Source organism: Mycobacterium sp. DBP42 (genome assembly GCF_005924235.1).
Taxonomy (GTDB): Bacteria; Actinomycetota; Actinomycetes; order Mycobacteriales; family Mycobacteriaceae; genus Mycobacterium; species Mycobacterium syngnathidarum.
This window is the reverse complement of sequence record NZ_VCMY01000021.1, coordinates 40,169-65,510: the sequence shown is the minus strand read 5'-3', so window position 1 is coordinate 65,510 and position 25,342 is coordinate 40,169. Positions and strand designations below refer to the sequence as shown.

Sequence of the window (25,342 nt, the reverse complement as noted above, 5' to 3'; positions counted from 1 at the left end):
ACCGTGCGTCATCGCCGAGGCCAGACGACGGGCAGATTCGTCGGTTAGCAGCAACGCGCGCCGGGATTGGCCTCCATATGGCGGTGCCGCATCTTCCAGTAATCCCGCTCGGAAAGCACCGGCTCACCCGGATGCGTCCGCGAGCGGCGCTCCACGTAGCGGGCGTAGTGGTTATCGCCCATCAATGACGCCCAGTACCAACCGATCTGGCGTGCGATGGTGGCAACGCGTCCCATTGTTTCTGCACCTCCCGCTCGATTTTCGTCGGAATCAACCCGCATGGAGCGAAGATCCGTGAGGGCACTGGTTCGTCCTCGCTCAGTGGTTGGGCGGCGCCTCGAACCGCCCGGATGGCCACGATCACGCCGGCCACGAAAACGACGATCACCACCAGGGCGAAGACGATCGACAGCGTGCCCTGGATGAACGTATTGCGGACCACGTCGGCGATCTGATCAGGATTCTTGGCCGCGCCGTAGGCCGTGGCACCCGCATCCTGCGCGTCGCGGTAGCGGAGGTGTTGCGTCCAGTACCCGACCCTGGGATCGCCCGAGAAGATCTTCTGCCACGATGCGGTCAGGGTGACGACCAGATCCCAGATCAACGGCACCGCGGGTATCCACGCCCATTTCAGCAGGCCCTTCTTGATGACGACCACGGTGACCACGGTCAGCGCGATCGCGGCGAGCAGCTGATTGGCGATGCCGAACAGCGGGAACAGCGTGTTGATTCCGCCCAGCGGATCGGTCACGCCCATCAACAGGATGCTGCCCCAGCCGGCGACCACGAGCACGCTGCAGACCCACGCCCCGGCCCGCCAACTCGGATCCTTCAGCTTGCGCAGCGGCCCGCCCAGGTTGCTCAACCCATCCGAGAGCATGAACCGCGCGACCCGGGTGCCGGCGTCGACGGTGGTGAGGATGAACAGCGCCTCGAACATGATCGCGAAGTGATACCAGAAGGCCTTGAGGCCCGCGCCTCCGAACACCTGGTGCAGTACTTCGGATATACCGATCGCCAGAGTGGGCGCACCGCCCGTTCTGGAGACGATCGACTCTTCACCGACATCCTCTGCCGCTTGGGTGATCTGTTCGGGCGTGATGTCCGCCCCGGACAGCCCGAGCCCGTTGACATAGGCTGCGGCGGTCTCCGCGGTGCCGCCGGTCTGGGCGGTGGGTGCGTTGAGCGTGAAGTACAGGTGTTGGTTGAGGATGGCCGCGGTGATCAGCGCCATGATCGCGACGAACGACTCGGTGAGCATGCCGCCGTAGCCGATCAACCGCATCTGACTTTCCTTCTCCACCAGCTTCGGTGTGGTCCCCGAGGAGATCAGTGCGTGGAAACCCGACAGCGCGCCGCAGGCAATCGTGATGAACAGGAACGGGAACAGTGAACCGGCGAACACCGGCCCGTCGCCGCGGGTGGCGAACTCCGAGATGGCGGGGGCCTGCATCACCGGCTGGGCGATCAGGATTCCGACGGCCAGTAGCGCGATGGTGCCGACTTTCATGAAGGTCGACAGGTAGTCGCGAGGAGCCAGCAGCAACCACACCGGCAGCACCGAAGCGGCGAACCCGTAGATGATCAGGCACCAGGACAGGGTCACCTTGGACAACGTGAACCAGTCGGCGCCCCAGGAGGTTTCGGCGACCCAGCCACCGGACACCACGGCAAGCAACAGCAGCGCGACACCGATCAAGGACACCTCCGACACCCGGCCGGGGCGCAGGAAGCGCAGGTACACGCCCATGAACAGGGCGATCGGAATGGTCATGGCGATGGAGAACACGCCCCACGGGCTTTCGGCCAGGGCACCCACGACCACCAGCGCCAGCACCGCCAACAGGATCACCATGATGGTCAGCACCCCGATGATCGCGGCCGCACCGCCGATGGAGCCCAACTCGTCGCGGGCCATCTGGCCCAGCGAGCGCCCCCGGCGGCGCGTCGAGATCGACAGCACCAGGTAGTCCTGCACACAACCGGCCACCACCGCGCCGATGATGATCCAGATGGTGCCGGGCAGATAGCCCATCTGCATGGCCAACACCGGGCCGACCAGCGGACCGGCGCCGGCGATGGCGGCGAAGTGGTGACCGAACAGCACCCGCCGGTCGGTCGGCATGTAGTCGGTGTCGTTCTCGAAAAGCTCGGCCGGAGTGGCATTGTCGTCGCGGGGCCGGACGATCTTCATCTCGATCAGCCGGGCGTAGAACCGGAAGCCGATGACATAGGTGCAGATTGCGGCGATGACGAACCAGACCGCGTTGACGGTCTCCCCGCGGAAGAAGGCGATAACCGCCCAAGCGACCGCTCCCAGCACCGCGATGGTAGCGAAGAGCGCCTTGTGCTTGCCGGTGATCGGAGAACGGTCGATGATCGCCACCGGCGGCAGATCTTTGTCGGTGCGGATATAGGTGACGTCGCCGTCGTGCTCCTCGATGCGGTCCGCCGGTGGGGCGTCCGGTGTTGCCACGGTCTCTCCTCGCTCGCCCAATGTCGTACGCGTCGTCTGATCCTTCCATCGAGCCAAACCGCGTGCCATCGAATCCCGGTTTCCGAACCGTTGCGGCGAACCACGGACAAATCAGCGCAGGAACGCGCGCACGGTATCGATCGCGTCAGCCTCTTCCGGAGCCTTGTCGTCGCGGTAGCGCAGCACCCGAGCGAAGCGCAGCGCGACCCCGCCTGGGTAACGGCTGGACCGTTGGACTCCGTCGAACGCGATCTCGACGACCTGCTCGGGCCGGACCGTGACCACCCAGCCGTCGTCGCTCACCTCCAGTTCCCGGAAATGCTCGGTCTGCCAGGCGAGCATCGCGTCGGTCATGCCCTTGAACGTTTTGCCCAGCATCACGAATCCGCCGGTGTCCGGATCCCGGGCGCCCAGATGGATGTTGGAGAGCTTGCCGGTGCGTCGCCCGGACCCGCGTTCGACGGCCAGCACAACGAGGTCGAGGGTGTGTACCGGCTTGACCTTGAGCCAGCCGGCGCCGCGGCGGCCGGCCTCATATGGCGCCGTCGGCGACTTCGCCATCACGCCCTCATGTCCGGCGGACAGGGTGCGGTCCAGGAACTCTTGCGCGACCGCGGTGTCGGTGGTCACGACACGGTCAACACGCCGGTCTTGAGGTACGAGTACGTCGAGCGACGCCAGTCGGTGCTCGGTCGGCAGATCGAGCAGATCCTGGCCGTCGAGGTGCAGCAGATCAAAGAAGAAGACCGACAACGGTTCGAGGTGGTTCGGGGTCTTGCGGCCGAACCGCGCGGCCGTGACCTGAAACGGGTGGGGGCGCCCGTCGGGGCGCAGGGCGATGGCCTCGGCGTCGGCGATCAGGTTGGTGGCCGGCAGGGCCAGCGTCGCCTCGACCACCTCGGGTAGTCGGTGGGTGACGTCGTCGAGGCTGCGCGTGAACACCGACACGGCCGAGCCTCGGCGGTGGATCTGCACGCGGGCGCCGTCCAGCTTCGCCTCCAGAATGGCTGCACCGCCGAGGCGTTCGAGCGCGTCGGCGACATCGGTCGCGGTCTGCGCGAGCATCGGCCCGACGGGGCGACCGACCTTCAACCGGAACTCGGCCAGGGCGGTGCGCCCACCGGTCAGCGCCGCTGCGGCGACGGATGGCAGGTCACCGGCGAGCATCGCCGCGCGCCGCACCTCGGCCGCCGGAATGTCGGACGCCCGGGCTACCGCGTCGGCCATCACCCCGGTCAGGGCGCCCTGGCGTAATTCGCCACCCAGGAGTCGTCGCAGGAAGGTCTGCTCCGCCTCGGTCGCTGTCTGGAACAACTCACGGACCAACTCGGCGCGTAGCGCCTGAGAGCCCTTGCCGGAGACCGCGCCGATCCGGGTGAACCGCTCATCGACCCCGTCGACCGTCAGGGTCGGGTTCTGCGCAGACACCGGCAAGGAGCGCAGAGCCGCCCAGCCCACCCCGATCTGACGTTGCGGCAATTCCCCGGACAGCCAGGACACCGTCACCGCCACCGACCGGGCGTCGCCCTCGGCGGCGGTCAACGCCAGCAGAGCCGCGATGCGGTCGACCTTCGCCAGCCGCGCCGACGCTGCTGCGATGTCGGCGGATGCGGCGGCGACGTCGGCGAGCAACACGTCCTCAGCGTGCCACGGGGCTCAGACAACCTCCGGCGTTTGGTCGAGTACCTGCCTGAGGACCGTCGCCTGCGATCGCAGGTCGGCGGCGCGCTCCCGGTGCCCGTGCGCGAGGTATTGGTCTGCCGCGGTGAGCCGTTCGTCGACCTCGGCCTGGATGAGGGCACGAATCTCGGCATCGCCGAGTGTGCGGCGGGCGACCTCGGTCGAGCCCACGCCGGACACCGCGCCGGCGATCGGTCCACCGATGCGGGTGTCGGTCTGGTGGGCCCGCGGTGTCTCGGCGTTGTCGATAGCACTCAGCGCCGACCGGAGAGCGGCGACGCCGGCGGCGTCGCGGGACTTGCGCGCCGACAGCAGGGACTCGCGGAGTTGGTCGCGCCAACGCTGTGCCGGTGTCATGGCGGGTGAACTTAACCGCGTCGTCGAGCGGCGTCGAGGGATTTATGCACGCTCGTCGGCGCCGAAGGTGCGCTGAGTGTCGACATAATGCGGCGTGTCGGGAGGCAAACACGCACCGTCGCGGTGCCGGGGGACCGGCAAGGCCAACCCGAAAGGCTTACGGGAAGGCTCGATGAGATAGGTTGCTTTACGATTTCGGTCATTTTTGGAAAGGGAGCTAGATGGAGATCGAAGGCAAGAAGGCTATCGTCGTCGGCGGCGCGTCCGGCTTCGGCCGGGCGACTGCCGAGGCACTGGCCAAGCGCGGTGCCAGTGTGGCCGTCCTGGACCGGCCGCAGTCCAAGGGCCAGGAAGTGGCCGACGCGATCGGGGGGTCGTTCTTTCCCGTCGACGTCACCGACTTCGACGGCACCGAGAAGGTGCTGGAAGAGGCGGTCGGTGCCCTGGGCGGCCTGCACATCATCGTGACCACCGCCGGTGGCGGTATCGGCGAGCGCACCGTCAAGAAGGACGGCCCGCACAGCCTGGACTCGTTCCGCTCCACCATCGACCTCAACCTGATCGGCACGTTCAACATCAGCCGCCTGGCGGCCTGGCACATGAGCAAGAACGAGCCGGTCGATGCCGAGGCCGAGGAGCGCGGCGTCATCATCAACACCGCCTCCATCGCGGCGTTCGAGGGCCAGATCGGTCAGGTCGCCTACACCGCGTCGAAGGCCGCCATCGCCGGCATGTGCCTGACCATGGCAAGAGATCTCGGCAGCTTGGGAATTCGTGCATTGGCCATCGCGCCGAGCCTGTTCGCCACCGGTCTGACCGAGGGCATCCCCGACGAGTTCGCCGCGGTGCTGACCAAGGACGCCGCGTTCCCCAAGCGTCTGGGCAAGCCCGAGGAATACGCCAAGCTCGCCGTGGCGATCGCCGAGAACCCCATGCTCAACGGACAGTGCCTGCGTTTGGACGCCGGTCAGCGCTTCGCCCCCAAGTAGAGTGATTTCGGGGTGGTCAGCGGGCGCTGAGCGTCGCTGACCACCCCGAAATCACAACCGGGGAGGCGTCATGGCGACCATCGCAGACCAGGTCATCTCCGCGCTGACACTGAGCGGGGTCCGGCGGGTCTACGGCCTTCCCGGTGACAGCCTCAACGGATTCACCGACGCGATCCGGCGCAGCGGCGAAATCACCTGGCAGCACGTCCGTCACGAGGAAACCGCAGCATTCGCCGCGGCCGCCGACGCCGCACTGACCGGTCAACTGGCGGTGTGTGCGGGCAGCTGCGGCCCGGGCAATCTGCACTTGATCAACGGACTGTTCGACGCGCAGCGCAGCCGCGTTCCGGTGCTGGCGATCGCCGCGCACATCCCGCGCACCGAGATCGGGTCGGAATACTTCCAAGAGACCCATCCGCAGGACCTCTTCCGCGAGTGCAGCGTGTACTGCGAACTGGTCAGCACCCCCGAGATGGCGCCGCGCATCCTGCAGATGGCGATGCGCGCGGCCGTCGAGGAGGGTGGTGTCGCCGTCGTCGTCATCCCGGGCGAGATCTTCCTGCAACGCGCGGGGGAGACCGGCTGGGCGACTTGCCCGGTGCGCCCGACGCGATCGATCGTGCGTCCGGACGACGAGTCGGTACGCCGGGCCGCCGGCATCCTGAATTCGGCCGAGCGCGTCACCATCCTCGGCGGCGCGGGCGTGGCCGGTTCCCACGACGCACTCATCGAACTGGCGTCGACCCTGCAGGCCCCCGTCGTTCACGCGTTGCGTGGCAAGGAATTCATCGAGTACGACAACCCGTTCGACGTCGGGATGACGGGGCTGCTCGGCTTCGCCTCGGGTTACAAGGCCATCAAAGAGGCGGACACGCTGCTGATGCTGGGGACCGACTTCCCGTATCAGCAGTTCTATCCCGAGGGTGCCACCGTGGTCCAGGTCGATATCCGGGGCCGCAATCTCGGTCGTCGCACCCCGGTCGATCTCGGTCTGCGCGGCAGCGTCGCCGACACCCTGGCCGCACTGCAGCCGCTGCTGCGACGCAAAACCAACCGGGACCACCTGGACCGGTCGCTACGCCACTACCGCAAGACCCGTGCCACACTCGATTCACTGGCCGTCAACGACCGGGACAAGACCCCCATCCGCCCGGAATACGTTGCCGCGCTTGCCAATCAACTCGCCTCGGACGACGCGGTGTTCACCTGTGATGTCGGGTCTCCGGTGGTGTGGGCGGCCCGGTACCTGACCATGAACGGCAGGCGCAGGCTGATCGGGTCCTTCAACCACGGCACCATGGCCAACGCGCTGCCGCACGCGATCGGCGCGCAGACCGCGTTCGGAGACCGGCAGGTGATCGCCTTGGCCGGGGACGGCGGCCTGACCATGCTCTTCGGTGAGCTGGTGACGCTGATCCAGAACCGGTTGCCGGTCAAGGTCATCGTGTTCAACAACTCGTCACTGAACTTCGTCGAGTTGGAGATGAAGGCCGCGGGCATCGTCACGTTCGGCACCGACCTGGTCAACCCCGATTTCGCCGCGGTGGCCCAGGCCATGGGCATGTTCGGCCGCCGGGTCACCGAACCGGGTGAGCTGCAACGGGCCATCGCCGATGCCCTCAGCCACGACGGCCCCGCAGTGGTCGACGTGCACACAGCGCGCCAAGAACTCTCGATTCCGCCGGCGATCACCGTCGAACAAGCAAAAGGTTTCTCGCTCTACGCGATTCGCACCATCCTGGCCGGGCGAGCCGACGAACTCCTGGATCTGGTCACCACCAACGTGGCGCGCCGCATCCTGGACTGAGGGCTCTCAGGCCGGGCGCGGAATGGCCGCGGCCGTGCTCTGGCCCAACCACTTCGGAATGGCTCGGCGAACGTCAGCAGGACCTGACAGTGCGACACTGCCGTCGAGCACCGCTCGTGCCCAGCCGATATCTCCGCGCCAGATCTCGGTCAACGTGCGCAGACGGGTCTGCACGGTGCCTGCCACCTCGTAGCCCGGATCGAAATCGCAGACATCGGCCTGCCCGTCGCTCACCGTGAGCCACCACCGCGAGGCCTTGGCCGCCACCTCGTCGAAGACGAACGCGACCGTCGTTCGTGACCGCGGCCAGTCAGCGACGGGGATGGTGCGGCGTATATCCCACATCAGCAGGTGCGGGTCGAGATCCTCTTCACCGAGTTCACCGATCCACCGCACCCCCCACGAGCCGAGCGCGTCGACCACGGCGGCGAGCTCCTGGCCGCACGGAGTGAGGGAATAGCTGGTTCGTCCGTCCACCTCGGAGCGCTCGATGACTCCGGCGCGAGCCAGTGACTTGAGCCGTTTGGACAGCAGCGCCGGTGACATCTTCGGGACCCCGCGGCGCAGATCGTTGAAATGGGCACTGCCCCGGAGCAGTTCCCGGACCACGAGCAAGGTCCAACGTTCGTCGAGCAGCTCCATGGCCTTGGCCACGGGACAGAACTGGCCATATGTGGACATCGGCGGTCTACCTCCCCGGAGCGTGCGCGGTGTCCTAAGTACACCGCTGTCGGGGCCCAGAAGCCAGTACAGATCCAGAACCAGGTCCGCTACAGATCTGGTACTGGAATGACCGCGCGGCGAGGGCCGACGATGAAGCCCACCCGCAAGAAGGAGTGCTGCCATGAACCTCATGACCACAGACAGTGAGCTGGAGGCCAAACATCGGGCGCTGTGGGCGCTGGGTGACTATGCGGCGATCGCCGCGAATATCGTGCGTCCACTGGGGCCCGTGCTGGTCGGGGCCAGTGGGGTCGGGCCGGGTGACCGTGTGCTGGACGTGGCCGCCGGGACCGGCAACGTGGCCATTCCCGCCGCCGCGGCCGGTGCCCGGGTTACCGCCAGCGATCTGTGTCCCGAACTGGTCGAACAGGGACGGCGGCTGGGAGCGGACGCAGGGGTGACCATCGACTGGGCCGAGGCCAATGCCGAGGCATTGCCGTATGACGACGGTTCCTTCGACACCGTGCTGTCCTGCATCGGGGTGATGTTCGCGCCGCACCACCAGCAAGCCGCCGAGGAACTGCTGCGGGTGACGCGGCCGGGCGGACGGATCGGGTTGATCGCATGGACACCAGAAGGATTCATCGGGCAGCTGTTCGCCACGATGAAGCCGTATGTGCCCGCACCGCCGCCCGGAGTGTCACCTCCGCCGCTGTGGGGTGACGAAGAATACGTGCGCACCTTGCTGGGCGACCGGGTCGGCGAGTTGACCTGTGAGCGCAGGGAACTGGACGTCACCGTGTACCCCGACGGCGCCGCGTTCCGTGACCACTTCAAGGCCAACTACGGCCCGACAATCTCGGCGTACCGGGCCATCGCCGCCGATGCCGAGCGGGTTGCGGCACTCGACGCCGAGATCGCCGCGCTCGGCGATCGATTCCTCACCGGCGCGACGATGCCCTGGGAATACCTACTGACAGTGACGAACCGGCACTGATCGCCGGGGGCAGCTGGCACCATGACTGCATGCCCGACGACGTACAGGAATTGCCGACGCTCAGTGCCACCGATCAAGACGCCATTGCGCGCTGGCTGCGAGACCAGCGGATCGGCACGACCCTGACCGATGTGGCACCGCTGACCGGCGGCACCCAGAACATCGTGGTGGGCATGAACGTCGACGGCCGTCGAATGGTGTTGCGGCGACCGCCCTTACATCCTCGGCCGACCAGCGACAAGACCATGCTGCGGGAGATCGCGGTGCTGCGCACACTCGCGGGCTCGGCCGTGCCGCATCCGGGTTTCATCGCAGCTTGCACCGATCTCGATGTGATCGGCGTGGTGTTCTACCTGATGGAGGAGGTCGACGGGTTCAACCCGGGCACCGAGGTCGCGCCGGCCTATCAGAACGCTGACCTGCGATACCGCGTCGGGTTGTCCTACGCCGCGAGCCTGGCCGAACTGGGCAACGTCGGGTGGGAGAACAGCGAACTCGCCGCGATCCGACGGCCGGGTTCCTTTCTGGCGCGGCAGGTTCCGCAGTTCCTCGGGCTGCTCGACAGCTACCGCCACGAGCGCTACTCACCCGAGTCGCTGGCGGGAGTGGCAGAGCTCTCGCAATGGCTGGAGGACAACCGCCCGCCCGATGCCGAACCCGGCATCATGCACGGCGACGCGCACCTCAACAACGTGCTCTTGCGCTGGGACAAGCCCGAACTGGCCGCGTTCATCGACTGGGAGATGTGCACCATCGGCGATCCGCTGCTCGATCTCGGGTGGATGTTGGTGTGCTGGCCCGATGAGCCCAATCCGATCAACGCGGGGTCGGCGCTGGCAGCGCTCGGTGGTCTGGCCCACCGCAGCGAGCTCATCGAGGCCTACCGCGCGGCGGGGGGTCGCCAAACCGACCGGCTGGATTGGTACGTGGCGTTGGCCTGCTTCAAGTTGGGCATCGTCATCGAGGGCACCTGGTCGCGCTACCTGGCCGGGCGGGCCAGCCGCGATGCCGGCGAGCAACTGCACGCGTCGGCGGAGAACCTGCTCACGCTCGGGACCCGGGTCGCCAAGGGAGACAACCCGTTCGGTTGAGTTCCTATGGCGAGCAGACACATATGTACCCGACACGCCGGAGTTTTGGGTACATATGTGTCTGCTCGCGCGGAGAAATCAGTACGTGTCGAGCGCAAGCTTGACGGCGAGGGCCACGCCCGCCGCGCCGATCAGGAATCGCAGCGGGGTGGCCGGTGCATGCCGCACGATCACCGGGCCCAGCCGTGAGCCGATCAGACAACCGGCGCCCAACGGGATGACGGCGGGCCAGTACACCGGGGCCACCACGATGAACGCCACCGCGGCGACCAAGTTGGCGACACCGAGGATCGCGTTCTTGGCGGCGTTGGCGTGCGCGAGCGTCGCGCCCCCGGTCCGCAGTAGCAGCGCCAGCAGCAGCACGCCCGCAGCGGCACCGAAATAGCCGCCGTAGATGGTGATCAGGAAGATCGCTGCGGCCTCCATGGCCACCTTGATCCGATGCTCCCGATGATCGGCCACCCGGGTCGGACGCCGGCGGCCCCGTGGCAGCAGGATCGCCACCGACGCAAATGCCAACAGCAGCGGGACAACCTTCTCGAAGCCCTCGGCCGGCGTGCAGAGCAACAGAGCCGCGCCGACCGCCCCACCGACTACCGCGACCGGGATGATCCGCTTGATCCACGCGCGTTGCCCAGCCAGTTCGGGCCGCGACCCCCACACCGAACCGATGCCGTTGAACACCAACGCCACGGTGTTGGTGACATTCGCCGTGACCGGAGGCAAACCGACAAGCAGCAGGGCGGGATACGTGGCCACCGAGGCCAGGCCGGCGATACTGCCGGTGAGTCCGCCGCCGATGCCGGCGACGACCAGCAGGATGACCTCACCGGCACTCATGTGGTTCCCACCCGGCCGAGACTACGGAGCCAAAGTGTTTGCATCGCCGGCCGGGCTGCGTCTAGCATCGCCAACGTGCCAAGGCGACTCGTAGTAGCAACCCGCAGCGGGGTCTGATCAAGACCGACCCCTCGCTGTGGGTCGTTCGCTACTTCGTCGGTCAAATCCTCTGAGCAAGAGAAGACCGGCACATGCACATCAGCACCCCCACACCGCAGTCCAGCGCAATAGCGTCGTTCGCCGCGCATTTCACCAACCCGCTGCCGCGCGGGCTGCGCGAAGCCGGTGAGTCAGCGTCCTGGGACCAGTTCCTCGATGAATACGCCGCGAGTCCGGGCGCATTGAAACTGGGGCAGTGGACCTGCACCGACACCGAACGCGCGGCCAGCAGGCTGGGGCCGCAGGCTCGCCACTACCGGGCCACTCTGGCAGTGGGCGACACCATCAGCACGTCGAGCGCAGCCGCGACTGGACCCGTCGCCGCGCTGACCGAGATGCTCTACGAGCGTGGGATCACCGTCGAGACCCAGTCGTTTCATCAACTGCCCACCGGTGGTCAGACCGCAACTTTCATCGAAGGCTGCGACGGCCTGCACAACGAGTGGGCGATGGGACTGGCCGACGATCCCGAACACTCGGCGCTGTACGCCGTGATCGCCTGCGCCAACCGGCTGATGAAGTCGGTCTGACCACGCGGGCTCGACGCCGAATGCGTCAGTGCAGCGGGCGTAGCACGATCGGCATGCCGTCGATCGGCACCGGCATGCCGCCGTAGTCGTAGTGCGGCTGGTAACCGGGGCTGGCGAGCTCGAGCTTGTAGCGACGCAGAAGGCGGTGCATGACGGTCTTGATCTCGAGCTGGCCGAAGACCATGCCGATGCACTTGTGCGCGCCTCCGCCGAACGGGGCGAACGCGTAGCGGTGTTTCTTGTGCTCGCTGCGCGGCTCGGCGAAACGATCCGGGTCGAACTTCTCGGGATCGGTCCACAGCTCGGGCAGTCGGTGGTTCATCGACGGCCAGGTCACGACGCTGGTGCCGGCCGGGATGAAGTAACCCAGCAGGTCGGTGTCGCGTACCGCCTCGCGGAAATTGAACGGCAGCGGAGTCATCATCCGCAGCGACTCGTTGATCACCAGGTCGTAGGTCTCCAGCTTGTCCAGTGCCTCGAAGTCCAACGGCCCGTCGCCGATTCGCGCGGAGTCGTCCCGCAGGCGCTCCTGCCACTCCGGGTTGGCCGCCAGGTGGTAGGCCATCGTCGTCATCGTCGAGGTCGAGGTGTCGTGGGCGGCCATCATCAAAAAGATCATGTGGCTGATGATCTGGTCATCAGTGAAGGACTGCCCGTCCTCGTCGGCCGAGTGACACAGCACGCTGAACATGTCGGTACTTTCCGACCGCCGCTTCTCAGTGATGCGGCTGGCGAAGTACTCCTCGAGGGTCTTGCGGGCCTGGATGCCTCGCCACCACTTCAAGGGCGGCACAGGTGTGCGGACGATGGCGTTGCCGGCTCGGGTAGTGGTGGTGAACGCATTGTTGACCGTGGTGACCAGGGCTCGGTCGGTCCCTGCCGGCACACCCATGAACACCTCTGAGGCGATGTCGAGCGTGAGCTCCTTCATCGCCGGGTGGATGAGGAACCGCGGGTCGTCGGCCACCCAGTCGTTGGCCAGCACAGCCGAAGCCACCGAGTCGATATGGGAGATGTAGCCGCTCAGCCGGGTGCGGGTGAAGGCCTCCTGCATGATCCGGCGGTGGAACATGTGCTCGTCGAAGTCGAGCATCATCAGCCCGCCGTCGAAGAACGGCCCGATGATCGGATGCCAGGCACGCTGCGAGAAATCCTTGTTGCGGTTGGAGAACACGGCCTGGGTGGCGTCAGGGCCCAGCGCCATCACCGACGACAGGGCCGGCGACTGGGAGTAGTAGATCGGGCCGTTCTTGCGGTACTGCTCGAGAATGTAGTCCGGGCCGCCGCGGAACGTCTCGATCATGTGACCGATGACCGGCAGACCCGAGTCGCCCATGATCGGCTTGAGGCCGCTGCCCGCCGGCGGTTCTGCGAACACGAACTTGTCCCAGTTCTTGGCCTTGAGCTTCTTCTCCAGTGCGCCCATGCCGGGCATGGTGCTGGGCGTCGGGGTGAATCGACGCTTGGCCTGATCGAGCAGGTAACGCGGGGTGCTGATGGTTGCCATGGGCTGCTCCTGACCATAAAAGCCTGACGAAGTGTGGTCGAACTCACCACTTGTGGCCATCCTGACTGTCAGACTTGACGCATGTCAAGTTTTGAACTGGCGCGTCGCGAGTGCGAAGGTCTAATGCCATGACAGCCGAATCGATACCCGCGAGCGGCGATGACTCCACCGGGCGCCCGCAGGCCCGTCGGAGCCGCGGCGACCGGCAACGCGAAGCCATCGTGACGGCTGTCCGGGAGCTCCTCGAAGAGCACTCCTTCGCCGACCTGTCGGTGAGCACCATCAGCGAACGCGCCGGGGTGGCCCGGTCGGGCTTCTACTTCTACTTCGATTCGAAGTACGCGGTGCTGGCCGTGATTTTGGCCGACGCCATGGAAGAACTCGCCGCACTGACGCACGACTACGCGCCCCGCGAGGCCGGCGAGACGCCGGCGGCGTTCGCCGAGCGGATGGTGGGCAGTGCCGCGGCGGTCTTCGCCACCAACGACCCGATCATGGCGGCCTGCACGGTCGCCCAGAACACCGATGCGCAGATCCGCGATCTGATGAACGATTTCGAGGACGCCGTCATCGACAGGATCGTGGGCCTCGTCGAACAAGACGAGGGCGCCCGCCCTATTTCCGATGACCTGCCCGCCCTGGTGCGGACCCTGGTGGCGACCACGGCGATGACGTTGTCGCACGACTCGGCATTCGTCGGCCGCAGCGCCGATCCGGCCCGCGCGCTCGACGTGGTGGAGCGGCTGTGGCTCAACGCACTGTGGGGTGGCCAAGAGGGTTAGCGCCACAGGTAAGGTCACCGCTATGGGGAGTGATACCACGGGTAACGGTCGGGCGGACTTTCGCAACAAGAAGTGCTTGATCACCGGCGCTGCCAGCGGCATCGGCCGGGCCACCGCGCTGGCGCTGGCCGCCCGAGGGGCCGAGCTGTACCTGACCGACCGGGACGAAGTCGGTCTGGCCCAGACTGTGGCCGACGCCAGAGCGCTCGGTGCCCAGGTACCCGCACACCGGGCCCTGGACATCTCCGACTACGACCAGGTGGCGGCGTTCGCCGCCGACGTCCACGCGGCGCACTCGTCGATGGACGTGGTGATGAACATCGCCGGGGTTTCGGCCTGGGGGACCGTCGACAAACTGACCCATCAGCACTGGCGCTCGATGATCGACATCAACCTGATGGGCCCGATCCACGTCATCGAGACGTTCCTGCCGCCGATGGTGCAGGCCCGCCGGGGCGGGCACCTGGTGAACGTGTCCTCGGCCGCAGGCATCGTCGCGCTACCGTGGCACAGCGCCTACAGCGCCAGCAAGTACGGGCTGCGGGGGCTGAGTGAAGTACTGCGTTTCGACCTGGCCCGGCACCGCATCGGGGTATCCGTCGTGGTACCCGGCGCGGTGAAAACCGGCCTGGTGCAGACGGTTCAGATCGCCGGGGTGGATCGGGAGGATCCGAACGTGCAGAAATGGGTGGACCGGTTCGCCGGCCACGCCATCTCGCCGGAGAAGGCCGCCGACAAGATCTTGGCCGGTATGGCTCGCAACCGCTTCCTGATCTACACCTCGGCCGACATCCGTGCCCTGTACGCGTTCAAGCGCGTGGCGTGGTGGCCGTACAGCGTGGCCATGCGGCAGGTCAACGTGCTTTTCAGCCGGGCGCTGCGGCCGAAAACCGTCCAGCGCTAGCGTTTTCCCCAATGCCAGGACGGTGTGTTGAGCATGCCGAATCCGGTCACTTTCGTCTCGCCCCACTCCTTGTAGAGCTCCACCTCGATAGCGTTGCCCCGGTCCTCGTCGGCGGCCGGGGTGGTGTCGAGGAAATCCAGCAGGGCGTGCGAATGTGTCACGACCACCACTTGGGACTGTTTCGTGGCGGATCTGATCAGAGATGCCAGAGGACGGACCAGATCGGGATGCAACGAGGTCTCCGGCTCGTTGAGCACCATCAGCGACGGTGGCCGCGGGCTGGCCAGTGCCGTTGCCCACAGCAGGAAACGCAGTGTGCCATCGGACAATTCGGCTGCCCGGAGCGGGCGCAGCATGCCGCGTTGGCGTAGTTGGAGGTCGAACAGCCCGTCGTTGACCGCGACTGCGATGGTGGCGCCATCGAACGCCTCGGCCACCGCCCGTTCCAGGTCGTCGAAGCCGGCCTCGATGATCGTCTGCACCGCCGCAGCAAGGTCGGCGCCGTCGTCGGAGAGCACCGGGGTGCGGGTACCGATGTGGGGTTGGCGGGCCGGGGCCGCGGCGTCCACCCGGAACCCGTCGTAGAACCGCCAATCCCGCAACCGGTCGGAGACCGCTGAGAGCTCCGGCAGGGCATGCGGGTGGGCGTATTCGGCCAGCACGCTGTGATAGCTGGGCAGGGAGCGGGTCAACTCATCGAAGCCTCGTCCCGATTGCGCGGCCACCTCGGCGTAATCGCGGGTGCGGCTCACCAGTGTCGAGGCGGGTCGCAACACATGCCCGGCGAACACCACCTCGCGCTTGATCTCCGGGTCCTGCGCGAACGCCGTCGGGCCGGTGCCGGCCATCTGCGGCAGCCCCAGGTCGACGAGGTAGCCGAAGTCATCTGCGGCGAAGCCGAGTTCGAGGGACACCGGTCGGGTTCGGACGGTGCCCTGCGTCTGCGCATTGGGCTGTTCGGGACCGGCCCACAGCACCGACTGCAGGCCGCCCTCTCGGGCGAGTGAGCCGATCACCTGGCCTCGGCCGCAATCCGCCAGCAGTCGCAGTGCCCGATAGATGGAGGACTTGCCGGTGCCGTTGGCACCGGTGACCACCGTGAGTTCGGCCAGCGGCAGGATCACTTCCCGCAGGGAGCGGTAGCCGCGAATCGCGATGGTCTGCAACATGGCGTCGAGGCTATTGGTCGGCCCCGACAATCGGGGCGCTCGGGCGCTCCGGTGTGCTGTCATCCATCGACAGTTCCAGGCGCACGCCGAGCAGTCGGACCGGCCGGTCCAGCTCGAACTGATCGAAGACCGCCAGCGCGGTCTCGGTGACAACAGCGGCGTCCGTGCTCGGCGAACCGAGCTTGCGGATCTTGGTGCGGGTGTAGAAGGTGCTGGTGCGCACCGTGACCGCGACCCGGGTGACGATGCGTCCCTGCGCTACCACCTCGTCGAGGGTGCGGCGGGTCAGCTCGCGGATCGCGTCGTCCATGGCGGCGCGCTCGGTGAGGTCTTGCGCGAATGTGATGACGTGGCTGCGTGAGCGCGGAATCCAGGGCTCCGAGCTCACCTCCGTATCACCGCCGCCTTTGGCCAGCAACAGAATCCACAGCCCGGTGCTGGGACCGAATGCCGAGGTGAGCACGGTGGCATCGGTGGCGGCCAGATCGGCCACCGTGGTGATGCCCAGCGTGGCAAGCTTTTTGGTGGTCTTGGGGCCGACGCCCCACAGCGCATCGGGTGGGCGATCACCCATCACCGACATCCAGTTGGCCTCGGTGAGCACGTAGACACCTGCGGGTTTGGCCAGCCCGGTCGCCACCTTGGCGCGCTGCTTGTTGTCGCTGATGCCCACCGAACAGGACAGCCCGGTCTCGGCGGCGATCACCGTGCGGATGCGCTCGGCCAACTCGACCGGATCGCTGACCTCGGCGCCCAGATACGCCTCGTCCCAGCCCCAGACCTCCAGCGGGTGGCCGAGATCGCGCAGCAGGCCCATCACTTGTTCGGAGGCCTCGTCGTAGGCGTCCGGGTCTGATGGCAAGAACGTGGCGTCGGGGCACTTGCGCGCCGCGGTGCGCAGAGGCATCCCGGCGTGCACCCCGAATTCACGCGCTTCGTATGACGCGCAGGTGACCACCTTGCGGGGTTCGGCGGGATCACCGCTGCCACCGACGATGACGGGCAGGCCGTCGAGTTCGGGGTGCCGGCGCAGCTCCACCGAGGCCAGGAACTGGTCCAGGTCGACGTGCAGCACCCAGGCGGTCATGGCGCTAGTGGCCGCACAACTTGCGGGCGGTGTCCTGCCACGCCGCGGTGAGTTCGTCGAGGCTGCGGCCGAGGGTCAGCTGGTGAGCCAGGTAGTCGGGGTCGAGCAGCGCGATCAGGGCGTCGGCCTGTGTGTCGAGATCGCCTGTGGTACCCGCCGTTTCGAGCAGCATCCGGACATGCGTGCGGTGCAGGGTGAACGGGCCGGTGTAGCGCAGCGCGGGATCGCGGATCGCGTCGGACAACAACGCCTGGTGGCAGTGCACGAACCGGAGTCGGTCCGCACCGTAGGCCAGTAGCCGTTCCAGTGGCGGCGCGCCGGGCCCGAGCGGGGGCGGACCGAACATGAAGGCATCCTGTTCGGCGGTTTCGTCCTCGTCGAGCAACACCATCATCAGACCGGCACGGCTGCCGAACCTGCGGAACACCGTGCCCTTCCCGACGCCGGCCTCGATCGCGATATCGTCGGTGCTGACTGCGTCGGGGCCGCGTTCGGCGATGAGCCGGCGTGCAGCGTCGAGAATCAAGGCGCGGTTGCGGGCGGCATCCCCGCGTTCGGATGGCGCCGCGTCGATGCCCGCGAGCTGGGTCGGCCGGTCAGAGGCTGCCACAACTGCACTTTAACCCAGCTGGAATTAACCGGACCACAGTCCGGTTGATCGTTGCGAGAATCGATCGAGTCGAACAAGGGAGCGTGCAAATGGCCGATAAGAAGGTGCTGGTTCTGGTCGGGAGCCTACGGGCCGCGTCGGTGAATCGACAGATCGCCGAGCTGGCGGTGGAACAGGCGCCCGAAGGCGTGAGCCTGGAGATCTTCGACCGACTGGGGGAGTTGCCCTTCTATAACGAGGACATCGACACGGCGGACGTGGCCGAACCCGTGGTCGCGTTGCGCGCGGCAGCGGCCGAGGCCGGCGCTGCGCTTGTCGTGACCCCCGAATACAACGGAAGCATCCCGGGGGTGTTGAAGAACGCCATCGATTGGCTGTCGCGGCCGTTCGGTAACGGCGCACTCAACGACAAGCCGCTGGCGGTGGTCGGGGCGGCGCTCGGACAGTACGGCGGCGTGTGGGCGCATGACGAAACTCGGAAGTCTTTCGGCATCGCCGGGCCGCGCGTGGTCGAGGATCTCAAGCTCTCGGTGCCGTCCAAGACCCTCGACGGCAAGCACCCCAGGGAGAACGCCGAGGTGACCGAGGCGCTTCGCGATATTGTGGGCAAGCTCACACTTGAGGTCGGTTGAGGGTTCGTCTTCGCGTTTTGCCGTTCGCGCCACTTTCCGGCAAAATCTTGCCGCCGGCTGGGTCGTTCCGACCCGGCCGGCGGCTTTGCTGTTGGGGGGTCTTGCGCTTTGCGGCGGCCGGACTTGTCGGTGCCTGGTGCTACATCTGGTGGTGCGGTGCGACACGGTCTGTCAAGTCGAGCGCGACACGCCGTGGGTGTGGTTGCTGGCAAGCTTACGACCTGGGAATTTCAAAAATGTTATTCAGAACATGTTGTATGGCTTCGAACTGTCGGCCACTAGGTGTAGTGTCTGTGAGACCGACAGGCCACCACAGTTCGGGAGCCGGCCGGAGCGTAGCGAATCCGGCCGAGTCGGTTTCAAGACCAGCCGGGGAGCGGCTTCGACCGGCAGGAATTTTGGCGGCCCGAAGGTCGCTGAACTTAAGCGAAACGTAAGACCCGATCAGTTGCCAGTCACTTGTCTAGTTTGTTCACTTTCCGCAAGAGGAGCCGTACCGAAGATGACCGTCACCGTGTACACCAAGCCCGCATGCGTGCAGTGCAACGCCACCTACAAGGCGTTGGAAAAGCAGGGCATCGAGTTCGAGAAGGTTGACATCACCCTCGACAGCGAGGCCCGTGACTACGTCATGGCGCTCGGCTACCTGCAGGCCCCGGTGGTGGTGGCCGGCAACGAGCACTGGTCGGGCTTCCGCCCGGATCGGATCAAGGCTCTCAGCACGGTCGCGGCCAGCGCGTAACGAAAGGTCAATCAACCCGGGGAAGGACGGAGAACACGATGAGCCATCTCGTCTACTTCTCCAGTGTCTCGGAGAACACCCACCGCTTCGTCGAGAAGCTGCAGTGGCCTGAAGACCGCGTCACCCGGATCCCGCTGCACGGCCGCATCGAGGTGAACGAGCCCTACGTTCTGATCCTTCCCACCTACGGCGGCGGCCGTGCCACCCCCGACATCAACAACGGTGGCTATGTGCCCAAGCAAGTCATCGCCTTTCTGAACAATGAACACAATCGGTCGTTGATCCGCGGCGTCATCGCCGCGGGCAACAACAACTTCGGTGCGGAGTTCGCGTACGCGGGCAATGTGGTCTCGCGCAAATGCGGCGTGCCGTACCTGTACCGCTTCGAACTCATGGGAACCCCGGACGACGTCGAAGCTGTTCGTGCGGGGTTGAAAGACTTTTGGAAGGACCAGACGTGCCACCAACCGTCACAGCTGCAGAGCCTGTAACCACTCCCGGGCACACCCTGCCCGGAGAGACCGATTACCACGCGCTCAACGCGATGCTGAATCTGTACGACGCCGACGGCAACATTCAGTTCGACAAGGATGTGCGGGCCGCGCGGGAGTACTTCCTGCAGCACGTCAACCAGAACACGGTGTTCTTCCACAGTCAGGACGAGAAGCTCGATTATCTGATCGAGAAGGAGTACTACGAGCGCGAGGTGCTCGACCAGTACAGCCGCAACTTCGTCAAGAGCCTGCTGGACCGGGCATACGCCAAGAAGTTCCGGTTCCCGACCTTCCTGGGCGCGTTCAAGTACTACACCTCTTACACGCTCAAGACTTTCGACGGAAAGCGCTACCTGGAGCGCTTCGAGGATCGAGTCGTGATGGTGGCGCTCACCTTGGCCGCCGGTGACACCGTGCTGGCCGAGCAGCTCGTCGACGAGATCATCGACGGCCGGTTCCAGCCGGCCACCCCGACCTTCCTCAACTCGGGTAAGAAGCAGCGCGGCGAGCCGGTGTCCTGCTTCCTGCTGCGCATCGAGGACAACATGGAGTCCATCGGGCGCTCGATCAACTCGGCCCTGCAGCTGTCCAAGCGCGGTGGTGGAGTCGCCTTGCTGCTGACCAACATTCGCGAGCATGGCGCGCCGATCAAGAACATCGAGAACCAGAGCTCCGGTGTCATCCCGATCATGAAGCTGCTGGAGGATTCGTTCTCCTACGCCAACCAGCTCGGGGCGCGCCAGGGAGCCGGCGCGGTGTACCTGCACGCGCACCACCCCGACATCTACCGGTTCCTCGACACCAAACGCGAGAACGCCGACGAGAAGATCCGGATCAAGACGCTCTCACTGGGTGTCGTCATCCCCGACATCACCTTCGAGCTGGCCAAGAAGAACGAGGACATGTACCTGTTCTCGCCGTACGACGTCGAGAAGGTCTACGGCATCCCGTTCGCCGACATCTCGGTGACCGAGAAGTACTACGAGATGGTCGACGACGCGCGGATCCGCAAGACGAAGATCAAGGCTCGCGAGTTCTTCCAGACGCTGGCCGAGCTGCAGTTCGAGTCGGGCTACCCGTACATCATGTACGAGGACACCGTGAACCGCGCCAACCCGATCGCCGGCAAGATCACCCACTCCAACCTGTGCTCGGAGATCCTGCAGGTCTCCACCGCCTCGGAGTTCAATGACGATCTGTCCTACTCCAAGGTGGGCAAGGACATCTCGTGCAACCTGGGGTCGATGAACATTGCGAAGACGATGGATTCCCCGGACTTCGCGCAGTCCATCGAGGTGGCCATCCGGGCGCTGACCGCGGTGAGCGATCAGACCCACATCTGGTCGGTGCCGTCGATCGAACAGGGCAACAACAGCTCCCACGCGATCGGTCTGGGGCAGATGAACCTGCACGGGTACCTGGCCCGCGAGCGGATCCACTATGGCTCCGAAGAGGGCATCGACTTCACCAACATCTACTTCTACACCGTGCTGTTCCACGCCCTGCGGGCCTCGAATCTCATTGCGATCGAACGGGGTACGAGCTTCGGCGGATTCGAGGAATCGAAATATGCGTCGGGGGAGTTCTTCGACAAATACACCGAGCAGGCGTGGGAGCCGGTGACCGACAAGGTCCGGCAGATCTTCGCCGACGCCGAGATTCACATCCCGACCCAGGACGACTGGAAGCAGTTGAAGGAGTCGGTGCAGAAGCACGGCATCTACAACCAGAACCTGCAGGCCGTCCCGCCGACGGGGTCGATCTCCTACATCAACCATTCGACCTCCTCGATCCACCCGGTGGCGAGCAAGATCGAGATCCGCAAGGAAGGCAAGATCGGCCGCGTTTACTACCCGGCGCCGTACCTGACCAACGACAACCTGGAGTACTACCAGGACGCGTATGAGATCGGATACGAGAAGATCATCGACACCTACGCCGCGGCGACCCAGCACGTGGATCAGGGGCTGAGCCTGACGCTGTTCTTCAAGGACACCGCCAACACGCGCGACGTCAACAAGGCGCAGATCTACGCCTGGCGCAAGGGAATCAAGACGCTGTACTACATCCGGTTGCGGCAGATGGCCCTGGAAGGCACGGCCGTGGAGGGTTGCGTCAGTTGCATGCTGTAGGTGTGTTCTAGACAAGGCGCTGGCCAGGGAAAATGCTCCCTGGCCAGCGTTTTTGTATTCGGACCCCGGCGGGCAGGGCCGCGCGCGGGGCGGTTGTGCCATCGCCTGGGCAGAGGTGAGATTTCCACCACTGAACGAGCAAAGACGTTGAGATTCGATGTGGAGTCCGCCACGCCCGAACCGGCAATCTGAACTGCATCACGACGCGCTCGGCGCAGGGAGGAATCAACAGATGAGCAACACAGCAGCCCGCCCGGAGTACTTCGACGTGGTCATCATCGGCGGAGGCATCTCGGGTATCGGCGCCGCGGCGTACATCACCAAGGAGTTCCCGAACAAGACGGTGGCCCTGCTGGAGGGACGCGACTCCGTCGGCGGTACCTGGGACCTGTTCAAATACCCCGGCATCCGCTCCGACTCCGACCTGCACACCTTCGCGTACGAGTTCAAGAGCTGGAAGGACGAGAACGCGATCGCCGACGCTCCACTGATCCTGGACTACCTCAAGGAGACCGTTGACGAGTACGGGCTCGGCGACAAGATCCGCTACCGGCACAAGGTTGTCTCCGCGGCGTGGTCGAGCGACGACGCCGAGTGGCTGCTCGACGTCGACGCGATGGAGGCCGACGGGACGGTGCGGCGTGAGGTGATCAAGGCCGGTTGGGTCTTCGGCGCCACCGGCTACTACAACTACGAGGAGGGCTTCACCCCGGAGTTCGCAGGCCGAGAGGACTTCACCGGCGACATCATCCACCCGCAGCACTGGCCCGAGGGGTACGACTACTCCGGCAAGAAGGTCGTGGTGATCGGCAGTGGCGCCACGGCGATCACGCTGATCCCGTCGATGCTCAAAGGCGACGGCGCGGCCGCGCACGTGACGATGCTGCAGCGGACGCCGACTTACATCTTGACCCTGCCCCGCGTGGATGCGCTGAGCCTCAAGCTCACCCGCCTGCTGGGCGAGCGCGGCGGCTACCTGGCGACGCGGTGGAAGAACATCCTCATCGACTGGACGATCGTCGAGTTGCTGACCCGGTTCCCCAACGCCTCCCGCCGCTACATCCGTAGCGTCAACGTCAAGGAGCTGCCCGCCGGTTTCGATGTCGACAAGCACTTCAACCCGCCCTACAACCCGTGGGAGCAGCGCCTCTGCCTCGCGCCCGACGGGGACTTCTTCAAGTCCATCCGCGACGGCCGGGCCTCGGTGGTGACCGACCGGATCCGGCGGTTCACCCCCACCGGTATCGAACTCCAGTCCGGCGAGCACCTGGACGCCGACGTCATCGTCACCGCGACCGGGCTGAACCTACGCATCTTCGGCGGCATCGACCTGACGGTGGACGGGCGTCCTATCGACCTGCCCAGCTCCGTGGTGTACCGCGGCATGATGCTCTCCGGCGTGCCCAACTGGATGAACGCGATCGGTTACACCAAGTCGTCCTGGACGCTGAAGATCGGGCTGCTCGGCAAGAGCATCATCGAGCTGTTGCGCCACATGGACACCCACGGCTACGACACCGTCGTCCCGCATGCGCCTGTCGGCGTCGGCACCCGCTCCATGCTCGACCTCAACTCGGGCTACATGCAGCGGTCCAAGGACGATCTGCCGCGCCAGGGCGACGCCATGCCCTGGAAGATGGAGAATGTCTTCCTCGACGACCGGAAGATGTACCGGGGTTCGGTGATCGACGAGAACCTCCGGTTCAGCTCGCGCCTCGAGCGCGAATTCGGCGGCCGCGCCGTCGTGGAAGAGGCACGTTCATGACCGTGACCGCCAAGGCGCCCGCGCCCGCCGCTGCACCGGCTGCGCTGACCATTCCCGAGCGGCTCCAGCGCGGCGCGTTCACCGCGCTCGGGCGCGTCCCCGGCCGCCTGCTCGGCCGGCTGGCGCCGCGGGTGGTCAACGCCGACGGCGACGTGATGGCGCCCGAGATCGCCCTGATGCTCAAGGCCTCCGCAGGTGCGCCGGACTTCAGCGACGGCACCCCGGAGCAAGCACGCGCGATCGTCGCGCACGACTACCGGGTGTTCGCCGACAAGGCGCCCTCGGGCGTGCGCGTCGAGCCGGAGATTGTGATGTCAGGCGGCCTGCGCGCCACCCTGTACCGGCCCGCCGCACCGTCGAACGCACTGGTCCTGTTCCTGCACGGCGGTGGATTCGTCCTGAGCAGCCGGCAGGATTACGACGTGCCCGTCCGCCTGATCGCGGACGGCGCCGGGGTCAACGTGCTCTCTGTCGAGTACGGCCTGGCGCCGGCGTCGCCGTTCCCCGGGCCCGTCGACGACGCGGTCACAGCCTGGCGGTTCGCTGTCGAGCACTGCGCCGAGTGGGGGATCGACCCCACGCGGATCGTGCTGCTCGGCGACAGCGCAGGCGGAAATCTGTGTGCCGTGCTCGCGAACGACCTCGCGGGCCAGACGATTCGGCCCTACCTCCAGGTGCTGATGTACCCCTTCGTGGACGCGGCGGGGGTCTACCCTTCGCGGCAGGAGTTCGCGGGCAACTCCGCACTGTCGGCGAAGCAGATCGACTGGCTGGCGAACCTGTACGTGCCCGGCCGCGAAGACCGTTTCGACCCGCGGATCTCGCCCATGCTCGCCGAGGACCTGTCCGGCGCGCCGCCGACCCTGCTCACGGTGGCCGGATTCGACCCGCTCCGCGACGAGGCGCTCGCCTACGCCGAGCGGCTCACCGAATCCGGTGTCCCGGTGCGCGTGTTCCGCGAGGGCGGCCTCGTGCACGGCTACATCTCGATGACACGGATCAGCCCCACTGCCCGCGCCGCCGTCGACCGCGTCGCCGGCGCCATCCGCACCTCCCTCAAGGAGAGCCGATGAGCACCACCCGCATGGTCCTGATCCTCCTCGCGGACCTCGCGATGGTCATCGCCGGCTTCTACTACGGCTACAAGCTGCTCCGCGGGTTCCGCAACTTCCTGCTCGGCCTCGAGTGGGTCGTCATGGCGGTCTCCGGCGTCAACGTCATCTACCTCGCTGCGATCTATGCCGACCAGGCAAGCTTCAGCTACCGCGTGATGCTGTTCTTCGACGCCTTCTCCAGGTCTTTCGGTATGACGGTGATCCTTATCGTCGGCATATCGGCGGTGACCCACAGATACCGCCCGACGTGGATGGTGGAGGCTGTCGCCATCGTGGCCGGCATCGCGGTGGGCCTCAACCGCGCCCTCGATCCGCGGCCGGTGGAACTGGGGTGGTCGATCTTCTACCTCGTGATGAATCTCGGTGCGGCACTGTTCATCTTCGTATTCATGGTGCCGAAGCTGTGGCGCGCGGGCGATCGCACCAACGCGACGTGGGTCGCGATCGGGAACAGTCTCGGGGCGTTCGTGGCGATCATCTACGATTTCGTCCATCTTCCGGGCGACGACGCGGATCACACGGTGTTCTACATCATCTCGCTCTCGATCTGGGCGCTCATGATCGTGACCTTCTCCCGCGGCTACCTCGCGCTCGAACGGCACAACGCGGCGGCGGACGCGGGTCCGCCCGCGGCGGGCGAGGTCAGTCCACGGGCTTCTGCTGACCTGGCCGCCGGCCGCCGGGGTGACACTCGAGACCGTCCGTCTGAATCGCGTGCCGACCGTATGAACTTGCGCGAAAAAGCTTGCAATGACTGGCCATTCGGTGTTTTCGCACTAGGCTGCTGAGAAAGCCAACGCCGGGAGATCCACAC

At 66.0% G+C, this 25,342-nt stretch carries 24 protein-coding genes; 14 read left to right on the top strand and 10 right to left on the bottom strand.

What is annotated here, in order from left to right; all coding sequences use genetic code 11:
* Positions 1-44 precede the first annotated feature (44 nt).
* The 4 genes from E0T84_RS19055 to E0T84_RS19040 form a co-directional block, all read right to left on the bottom strand.
* On the bottom strand, positions 45-182 hold the full coding sequence (locus tag E0T84_RS19055; RefSeq protein ID WP_371726080.1) for a YbdD/YjiX family protein: 138 nt from the start codon (positions 180-182) through the stop codon (positions 45-47).
* Positions 182-2,476, bottom strand: a complete 2,295-nt coding sequence (locus E0T84_RS19050; RefSeq protein WP_070187458.1) for a carbon starvation CstA family protein — start codon at positions 2,474-2,476, stop codon at positions 182-184. The genes E0T84_RS19055 and E0T84_RS19050 overlap by 1 nt, the downstream gene beginning before the upstream one ends.
* A gap of 111 nt (positions 2,477-2,587) precedes the next feature.
* Positions 2,588-4,111 carry an ATP-dependent DNA ligase gene (locus E0T84_RS19045; protein ID WP_070187459.1) on the bottom strand — a complete coding sequence of 508 codons (1,524 nt, stop codon included), beginning with the start codon at positions 4,109-4,111 and terminating at the stop codon, positions 2,588-2,590.
* 21 nt (positions 4,112-4,132) lie between these two features.
* Entirely contained in the window at positions 4,133-4,513 is a 381-nt protein-coding gene (locus E0T84_RS19040; protein WP_070187460.1) for a glutamyl-tRNA amidotransferase, read from the bottom strand.
* A gap of 221 nt (positions 4,514-4,734) precedes the next feature.
* Here E0T84_RS19040 and E0T84_RS19035 point away from each other — a divergent pair, with 221 nt between their 5' ends.
* Together E0T84_RS19035 and poxB are read left to right on the top strand one after the other, a co-directional pair.
* Entirely contained in the window at positions 4,735-5,502 is a 768-nt protein-coding gene (locus tag E0T84_RS19035) for an SDR family NAD(P)-dependent oxidoreductase (RefSeq protein WP_070187461.1), read from the top strand.
* Positions 5,503-5,572: 70 nt separating this feature from the next.
* Entirely contained in the window at positions 5,573-7,309 is a 1,737-nt protein-coding gene (gene poxB, locus E0T84_RS19030) for a ubiquinone-dependent pyruvate dehydrogenase (protein ID WP_070945214.1), read from the top strand.
* A gap of 6 nt (positions 7,310-7,315) precedes the next feature.
* Here the strand turns inward: poxB and E0T84_RS19025 are convergent, their stop codons facing one another.
* On the bottom strand, positions 7,316-7,990 hold the full coding sequence (locus E0T84_RS19025; protein ID WP_070945215.1) for a helix-turn-helix domain-containing protein: 675 nt from the start codon (positions 7,988-7,990) through the stop codon (positions 7,316-7,318).
* 163 nt (positions 7,991-8,153) lie between these two features.
* Here E0T84_RS19025 and E0T84_RS19020 point away from each other — a divergent pair, with 163 nt between their 5' ends.
* Together E0T84_RS19020 and E0T84_RS19015 are read left to right on the top strand one after the other, a co-directional pair.
* On the top strand, positions 8,154-8,969 hold the full coding sequence (locus E0T84_RS19020; RefSeq protein WP_070945216.1) for a class I SAM-dependent methyltransferase: 816 nt from the start codon (positions 8,154-8,156) through the stop codon (positions 8,967-8,969).
* 29 nt (positions 8,970-8,998) lie between these two features.
* Positions 8,999-10,060 carry a phosphotransferase family protein gene (locus E0T84_RS19015; RefSeq protein ID WP_070945217.1) on the top strand — a complete coding sequence of 354 codons (1,062 nt, stop codon included), beginning with the start codon at positions 8,999-9,001 and terminating at the stop codon, positions 10,058-10,060.
* A 78-nt stretch (positions 10,061-10,138) separates the two neighbouring features.
* Here E0T84_RS19015 and E0T84_RS19010 read toward each other — a convergent pair whose 3' ends face one another.
* Entirely contained in the window at positions 10,139-10,900 is a 762-nt protein-coding gene (locus E0T84_RS19010; RefSeq protein ID WP_070188871.1) for a sulfite exporter TauE/SafE family protein, read from the bottom strand.
* 191 nt (positions 10,901-11,091) lie between these two features.
* On the opposite strand from E0T84_RS19010, the gene E0T84_RS19005 reads away from it, so the two are divergent.
* A complete protein-coding gene (locus tag E0T84_RS19005) occupies positions 11,092-11,589 on the top strand; it encodes a homocitrate synthase (protein WP_138745211.1) in 498 nt (165 codons plus the stop codon).
* A 25-nt stretch (positions 11,590-11,614) separates the two neighbouring features.
* Here E0T84_RS19005 and E0T84_RS19000 read toward each other — a convergent pair whose 3' ends face one another.
* Positions 11,615-13,096: a cytochrome P450 gene (locus E0T84_RS19000; protein ID WP_075909938.1), complete on the bottom strand. Its 1,482-nt coding sequence runs from the start codon at positions 13,094-13,096 to the stop codon at positions 11,615-11,617.
* Between the two features lie 128 nt (positions 13,097-13,224).
* On the opposite strand from E0T84_RS19000, the gene E0T84_RS18995 reads away from it, so the two are divergent.
* Positions 13,225-13,878 carry a TetR/AcrR family transcriptional regulator gene (locus E0T84_RS18995; RefSeq protein WP_070188874.1) on the top strand — a complete coding sequence of 218 codons (654 nt, stop codon included), beginning with the start codon at positions 13,225-13,227 and terminating at the stop codon, positions 13,876-13,878.
* 22 nt (positions 13,879-13,900) lie between these two features.
* Entirely contained in the window at positions 13,901-14,782 is an 882-nt protein-coding gene (locus E0T84_RS18990; protein WP_070188875.1) for an SDR family oxidoreductase, read from the top strand.
* On the opposite strand, the gene E0T84_RS18985 is transcribed toward E0T84_RS18990, so the two are convergent.
* Genes E0T84_RS18985 through E0T84_RS18975 form a run of 3 tightly spaced genes read right to left on the bottom strand, consistent with a single transcriptional unit; the run spans position 14,779 to position 17,648 of the window.
* Positions 14,779-15,951, bottom strand: coding sequence for an AAA family ATPase (locus E0T84_RS18985; RefSeq protein WP_070945218.1), 1,173 nt, complete (start codon positions 15,949-15,951; stop codon positions 14,779-14,781). The genes E0T84_RS18990 and E0T84_RS18985 overlap by 4 nt on opposite strands.
* Positions 15,952-15,961: 10 nt before the next feature.
* On the bottom strand, positions 15,962-17,038 hold the full coding sequence (locus tag E0T84_RS18980; protein ID WP_138745210.1) for a DNA polymerase IV: 1,077 nt from the start codon (positions 17,036-17,038) through the stop codon (positions 15,962-15,964).
* A gap of 4 nt (positions 17,039-17,042) precedes the next feature.
* Positions 17,043-17,648, bottom strand: a complete 606-nt coding sequence (locus tag E0T84_RS18975) for a TetR/AcrR family transcriptional regulator (protein WP_138745209.1) — start codon at positions 17,646-17,648, stop codon at positions 17,043-17,045.
* A gap of 89 nt (positions 17,649-17,737) precedes the next feature.
* Here E0T84_RS18975 and E0T84_RS18970 point away from each other — a divergent pair, with 89 nt between their 5' ends.
* The 7 genes from E0T84_RS18970 (at position 17,738) to E0T84_RS18935 (ending at position 25,316) form a co-directional block, all read left to right on the top strand.
* Positions 17,738-18,280, top strand: coding sequence for an NAD(P)H-dependent oxidoreductase (locus E0T84_RS18970; RefSeq protein ID WP_138745208.1), 543 nt, complete (start codon positions 17,738-17,740; stop codon positions 18,278-18,280).
* Between the two features lie 502 nt (positions 18,281-18,782).
* Positions 18,783-19,022, top strand: a complete 240-nt coding sequence (locus E0T84_RS18960) for a redoxin NrdH (RefSeq protein ID WP_029111492.1) — start codon at positions 18,783-18,785, stop codon at positions 19,020-19,022.
* A gap of 38 nt (positions 19,023-19,060) precedes the next feature.
* Complete coding sequence (gene nrdI, locus E0T84_RS18955; RefSeq protein WP_070188880.1) at positions 19,061-19,513, top strand: class Ib ribonucleoside-diphosphate reductase assembly flavoprotein NrdI; 453 nt, start codon at positions 19,061-19,063, stop codon at positions 19,511-19,513.
* A complete protein-coding gene (gene nrdE, locus E0T84_RS18950; protein ID WP_138745206.1) occupies positions 19,480-21,648 on the top strand; it encodes a class 1b ribonucleoside-diphosphate reductase subunit alpha in 2,169 nt (722 codons plus the stop codon). Before nrdI ends, nrdE begins: the two co-directional genes overlap by 34 nt.
* A 232-nt stretch (positions 21,649-21,880) precedes the next feature.
* Positions 21,881-23,413, top strand: coding sequence for an NAD(P)/FAD-dependent oxidoreductase (locus tag E0T84_RS18945; RefSeq protein ID WP_075909264.1), 1,533 nt, complete (start codon positions 21,881-21,883; stop codon positions 23,411-23,413).
* On the top strand, positions 23,410-24,486 hold the full coding sequence (locus E0T84_RS18940; RefSeq protein ID WP_138745205.1) for an alpha/beta hydrolase: 1,077 nt from the start codon (positions 23,410-23,412) through the stop codon (positions 24,484-24,486). Before E0T84_RS18945 ends, E0T84_RS18940 begins: the two co-directional genes overlap by 4 nt.
* Positions 24,483-25,316 carry a hypothetical protein gene (locus E0T84_RS18935; RefSeq protein ID WP_212757720.1) on the top strand — a complete coding sequence of 278 codons (834 nt, stop codon included), beginning with the start codon at positions 24,483-24,485 and terminating at the stop codon, positions 25,314-25,316. The genes E0T84_RS18940 and E0T84_RS18935 overlap by 4 nt, the downstream gene beginning before the upstream one ends.
* Positions 25,317-25,342 lie beyond the last annotated feature (26 nt).

Bases quoted from the DNA above. Each gene is read 5' to 3' on its own strand.
- poxB (WP_070945214.1), top strand. From the start codon at position 5,573: ATGGCGACCATCGCAGACCAGGTCATCTCCGCGCTGACACTGAGCGGG.
- E0T84_RS19040 (WP_070187460.1), bottom strand. From the start codon at position 4,513: ATGACACCGGCACAGCGTTGGCGCGACCAACTCCGCGAGTCCCTGCTG.
- E0T84_RS19005 (WP_138745211.1), top strand. From the start codon at position 11,092: ATGCACATCAGCACCCCCACACCGCAGTCCAGCGCAATAGCGTCGTTC.
- E0T84_RS19000 (WP_075909938.1), bottom strand. From the start codon at position 13,096: ATGGCAACCATCAGCACCCCGCGTTACCTGCTCGATCAGGCCAAGCGT.
- E0T84_RS19015 (WP_070945217.1), top strand. From the start codon at position 8,999: ATGCCCGACGACGTACAGGAATTGCCGACGCTCAGTGCCACCGATCAA.
- E0T84_RS18995 (WP_070188874.1), top strand. From the start codon at position 13,225: ATGACAGCCGAATCGATACCCGCGAGCGGCGATGACTCCACCGGGCGC.
- E0T84_RS19055 (WP_371726080.1), bottom strand. From the start codon at position 182: ATGGGCGATAACCACTACGCCCGCTACGTGGAGCGCCGCTCGCGGACG.
- E0T84_RS19020 (WP_070945216.1), top strand. From the start codon at position 8,154: ATGAACCTCATGACCACAGACAGTGAGCTGGAGGCCAAACATCGGGCG.
- E0T84_RS18985 (WP_070945218.1), bottom strand. From the start codon at position 15,951: ATGTTGCAGACCATCGCGATTCGCGGCTACCGCTCCCTGCGGGAAGTG.
- E0T84_RS18935 (WP_212757720.1), top strand. From the start codon at position 24,483: ATGAGCACCACCCGCATGGTCCTGATCCTCCTCGCGGACCTCGCGATG.
- E0T84_RS18970 (WP_138745208.1), top strand. From the start codon at position 17,738: ATGGCCGATAAGAAGGTGCTGGTTCTGGTCGGGAGCCTACGGGCCGCG.
- E0T84_RS18945 (WP_075909264.1), top strand. From the start codon at position 21,881: ATGAGCAACACAGCAGCCCGCCCGGAGTACTTCGACGTGGTCATCATC.
- E0T84_RS19035 (WP_070187461.1), top strand. From the start codon at position 4,735: ATGGAGATCGAAGGCAAGAAGGCTATCGTCGTCGGCGGCGCGTCCGGC.
- E0T84_RS18940 (WP_138745205.1), top strand. From the start codon at position 23,410: ATGACCGTGACCGCCAAGGCGCCCGCGCCCGCCGCTGCACCGGCTGCG.
- E0T84_RS18990 (WP_070188875.1), top strand. From the start codon at position 13,901: ATGGGGAGTGATACCACGGGTAACGGTCGGGCGGACTTTCGCAACAAG.
- E0T84_RS19025 (WP_070945215.1), bottom strand. From the start codon at position 7,990: ATGTCCACATATGGCCAGTTCTGTCCCGTGGCCAAGGCCATGGAGCTG.
- E0T84_RS19010 (WP_070188871.1), bottom strand. From the start codon at position 10,900: ATGAGTGCCGGTGAGGTCATCCTGCTGGTCGTCGCCGGCATCGGCGGC.
- E0T84_RS18980 (WP_138745210.1), bottom strand. From the start codon at position 17,038: ATGACCGCCTGGGTGCTGCACGTCGACCTGGACCAGTTCCTGGCCTCG.
- nrdI (WP_070188880.1), top strand. From the start codon at position 19,061: ATGAGCCATCTCGTCTACTTCTCCAGTGTCTCGGAGAACACCCACCGC.
- E0T84_RS18960 (WP_029111492.1), top strand. From the start codon at position 18,783: ATGACCGTCACCGTGTACACCAAGCCCGCATGCGTGCAGTGCAACGCC.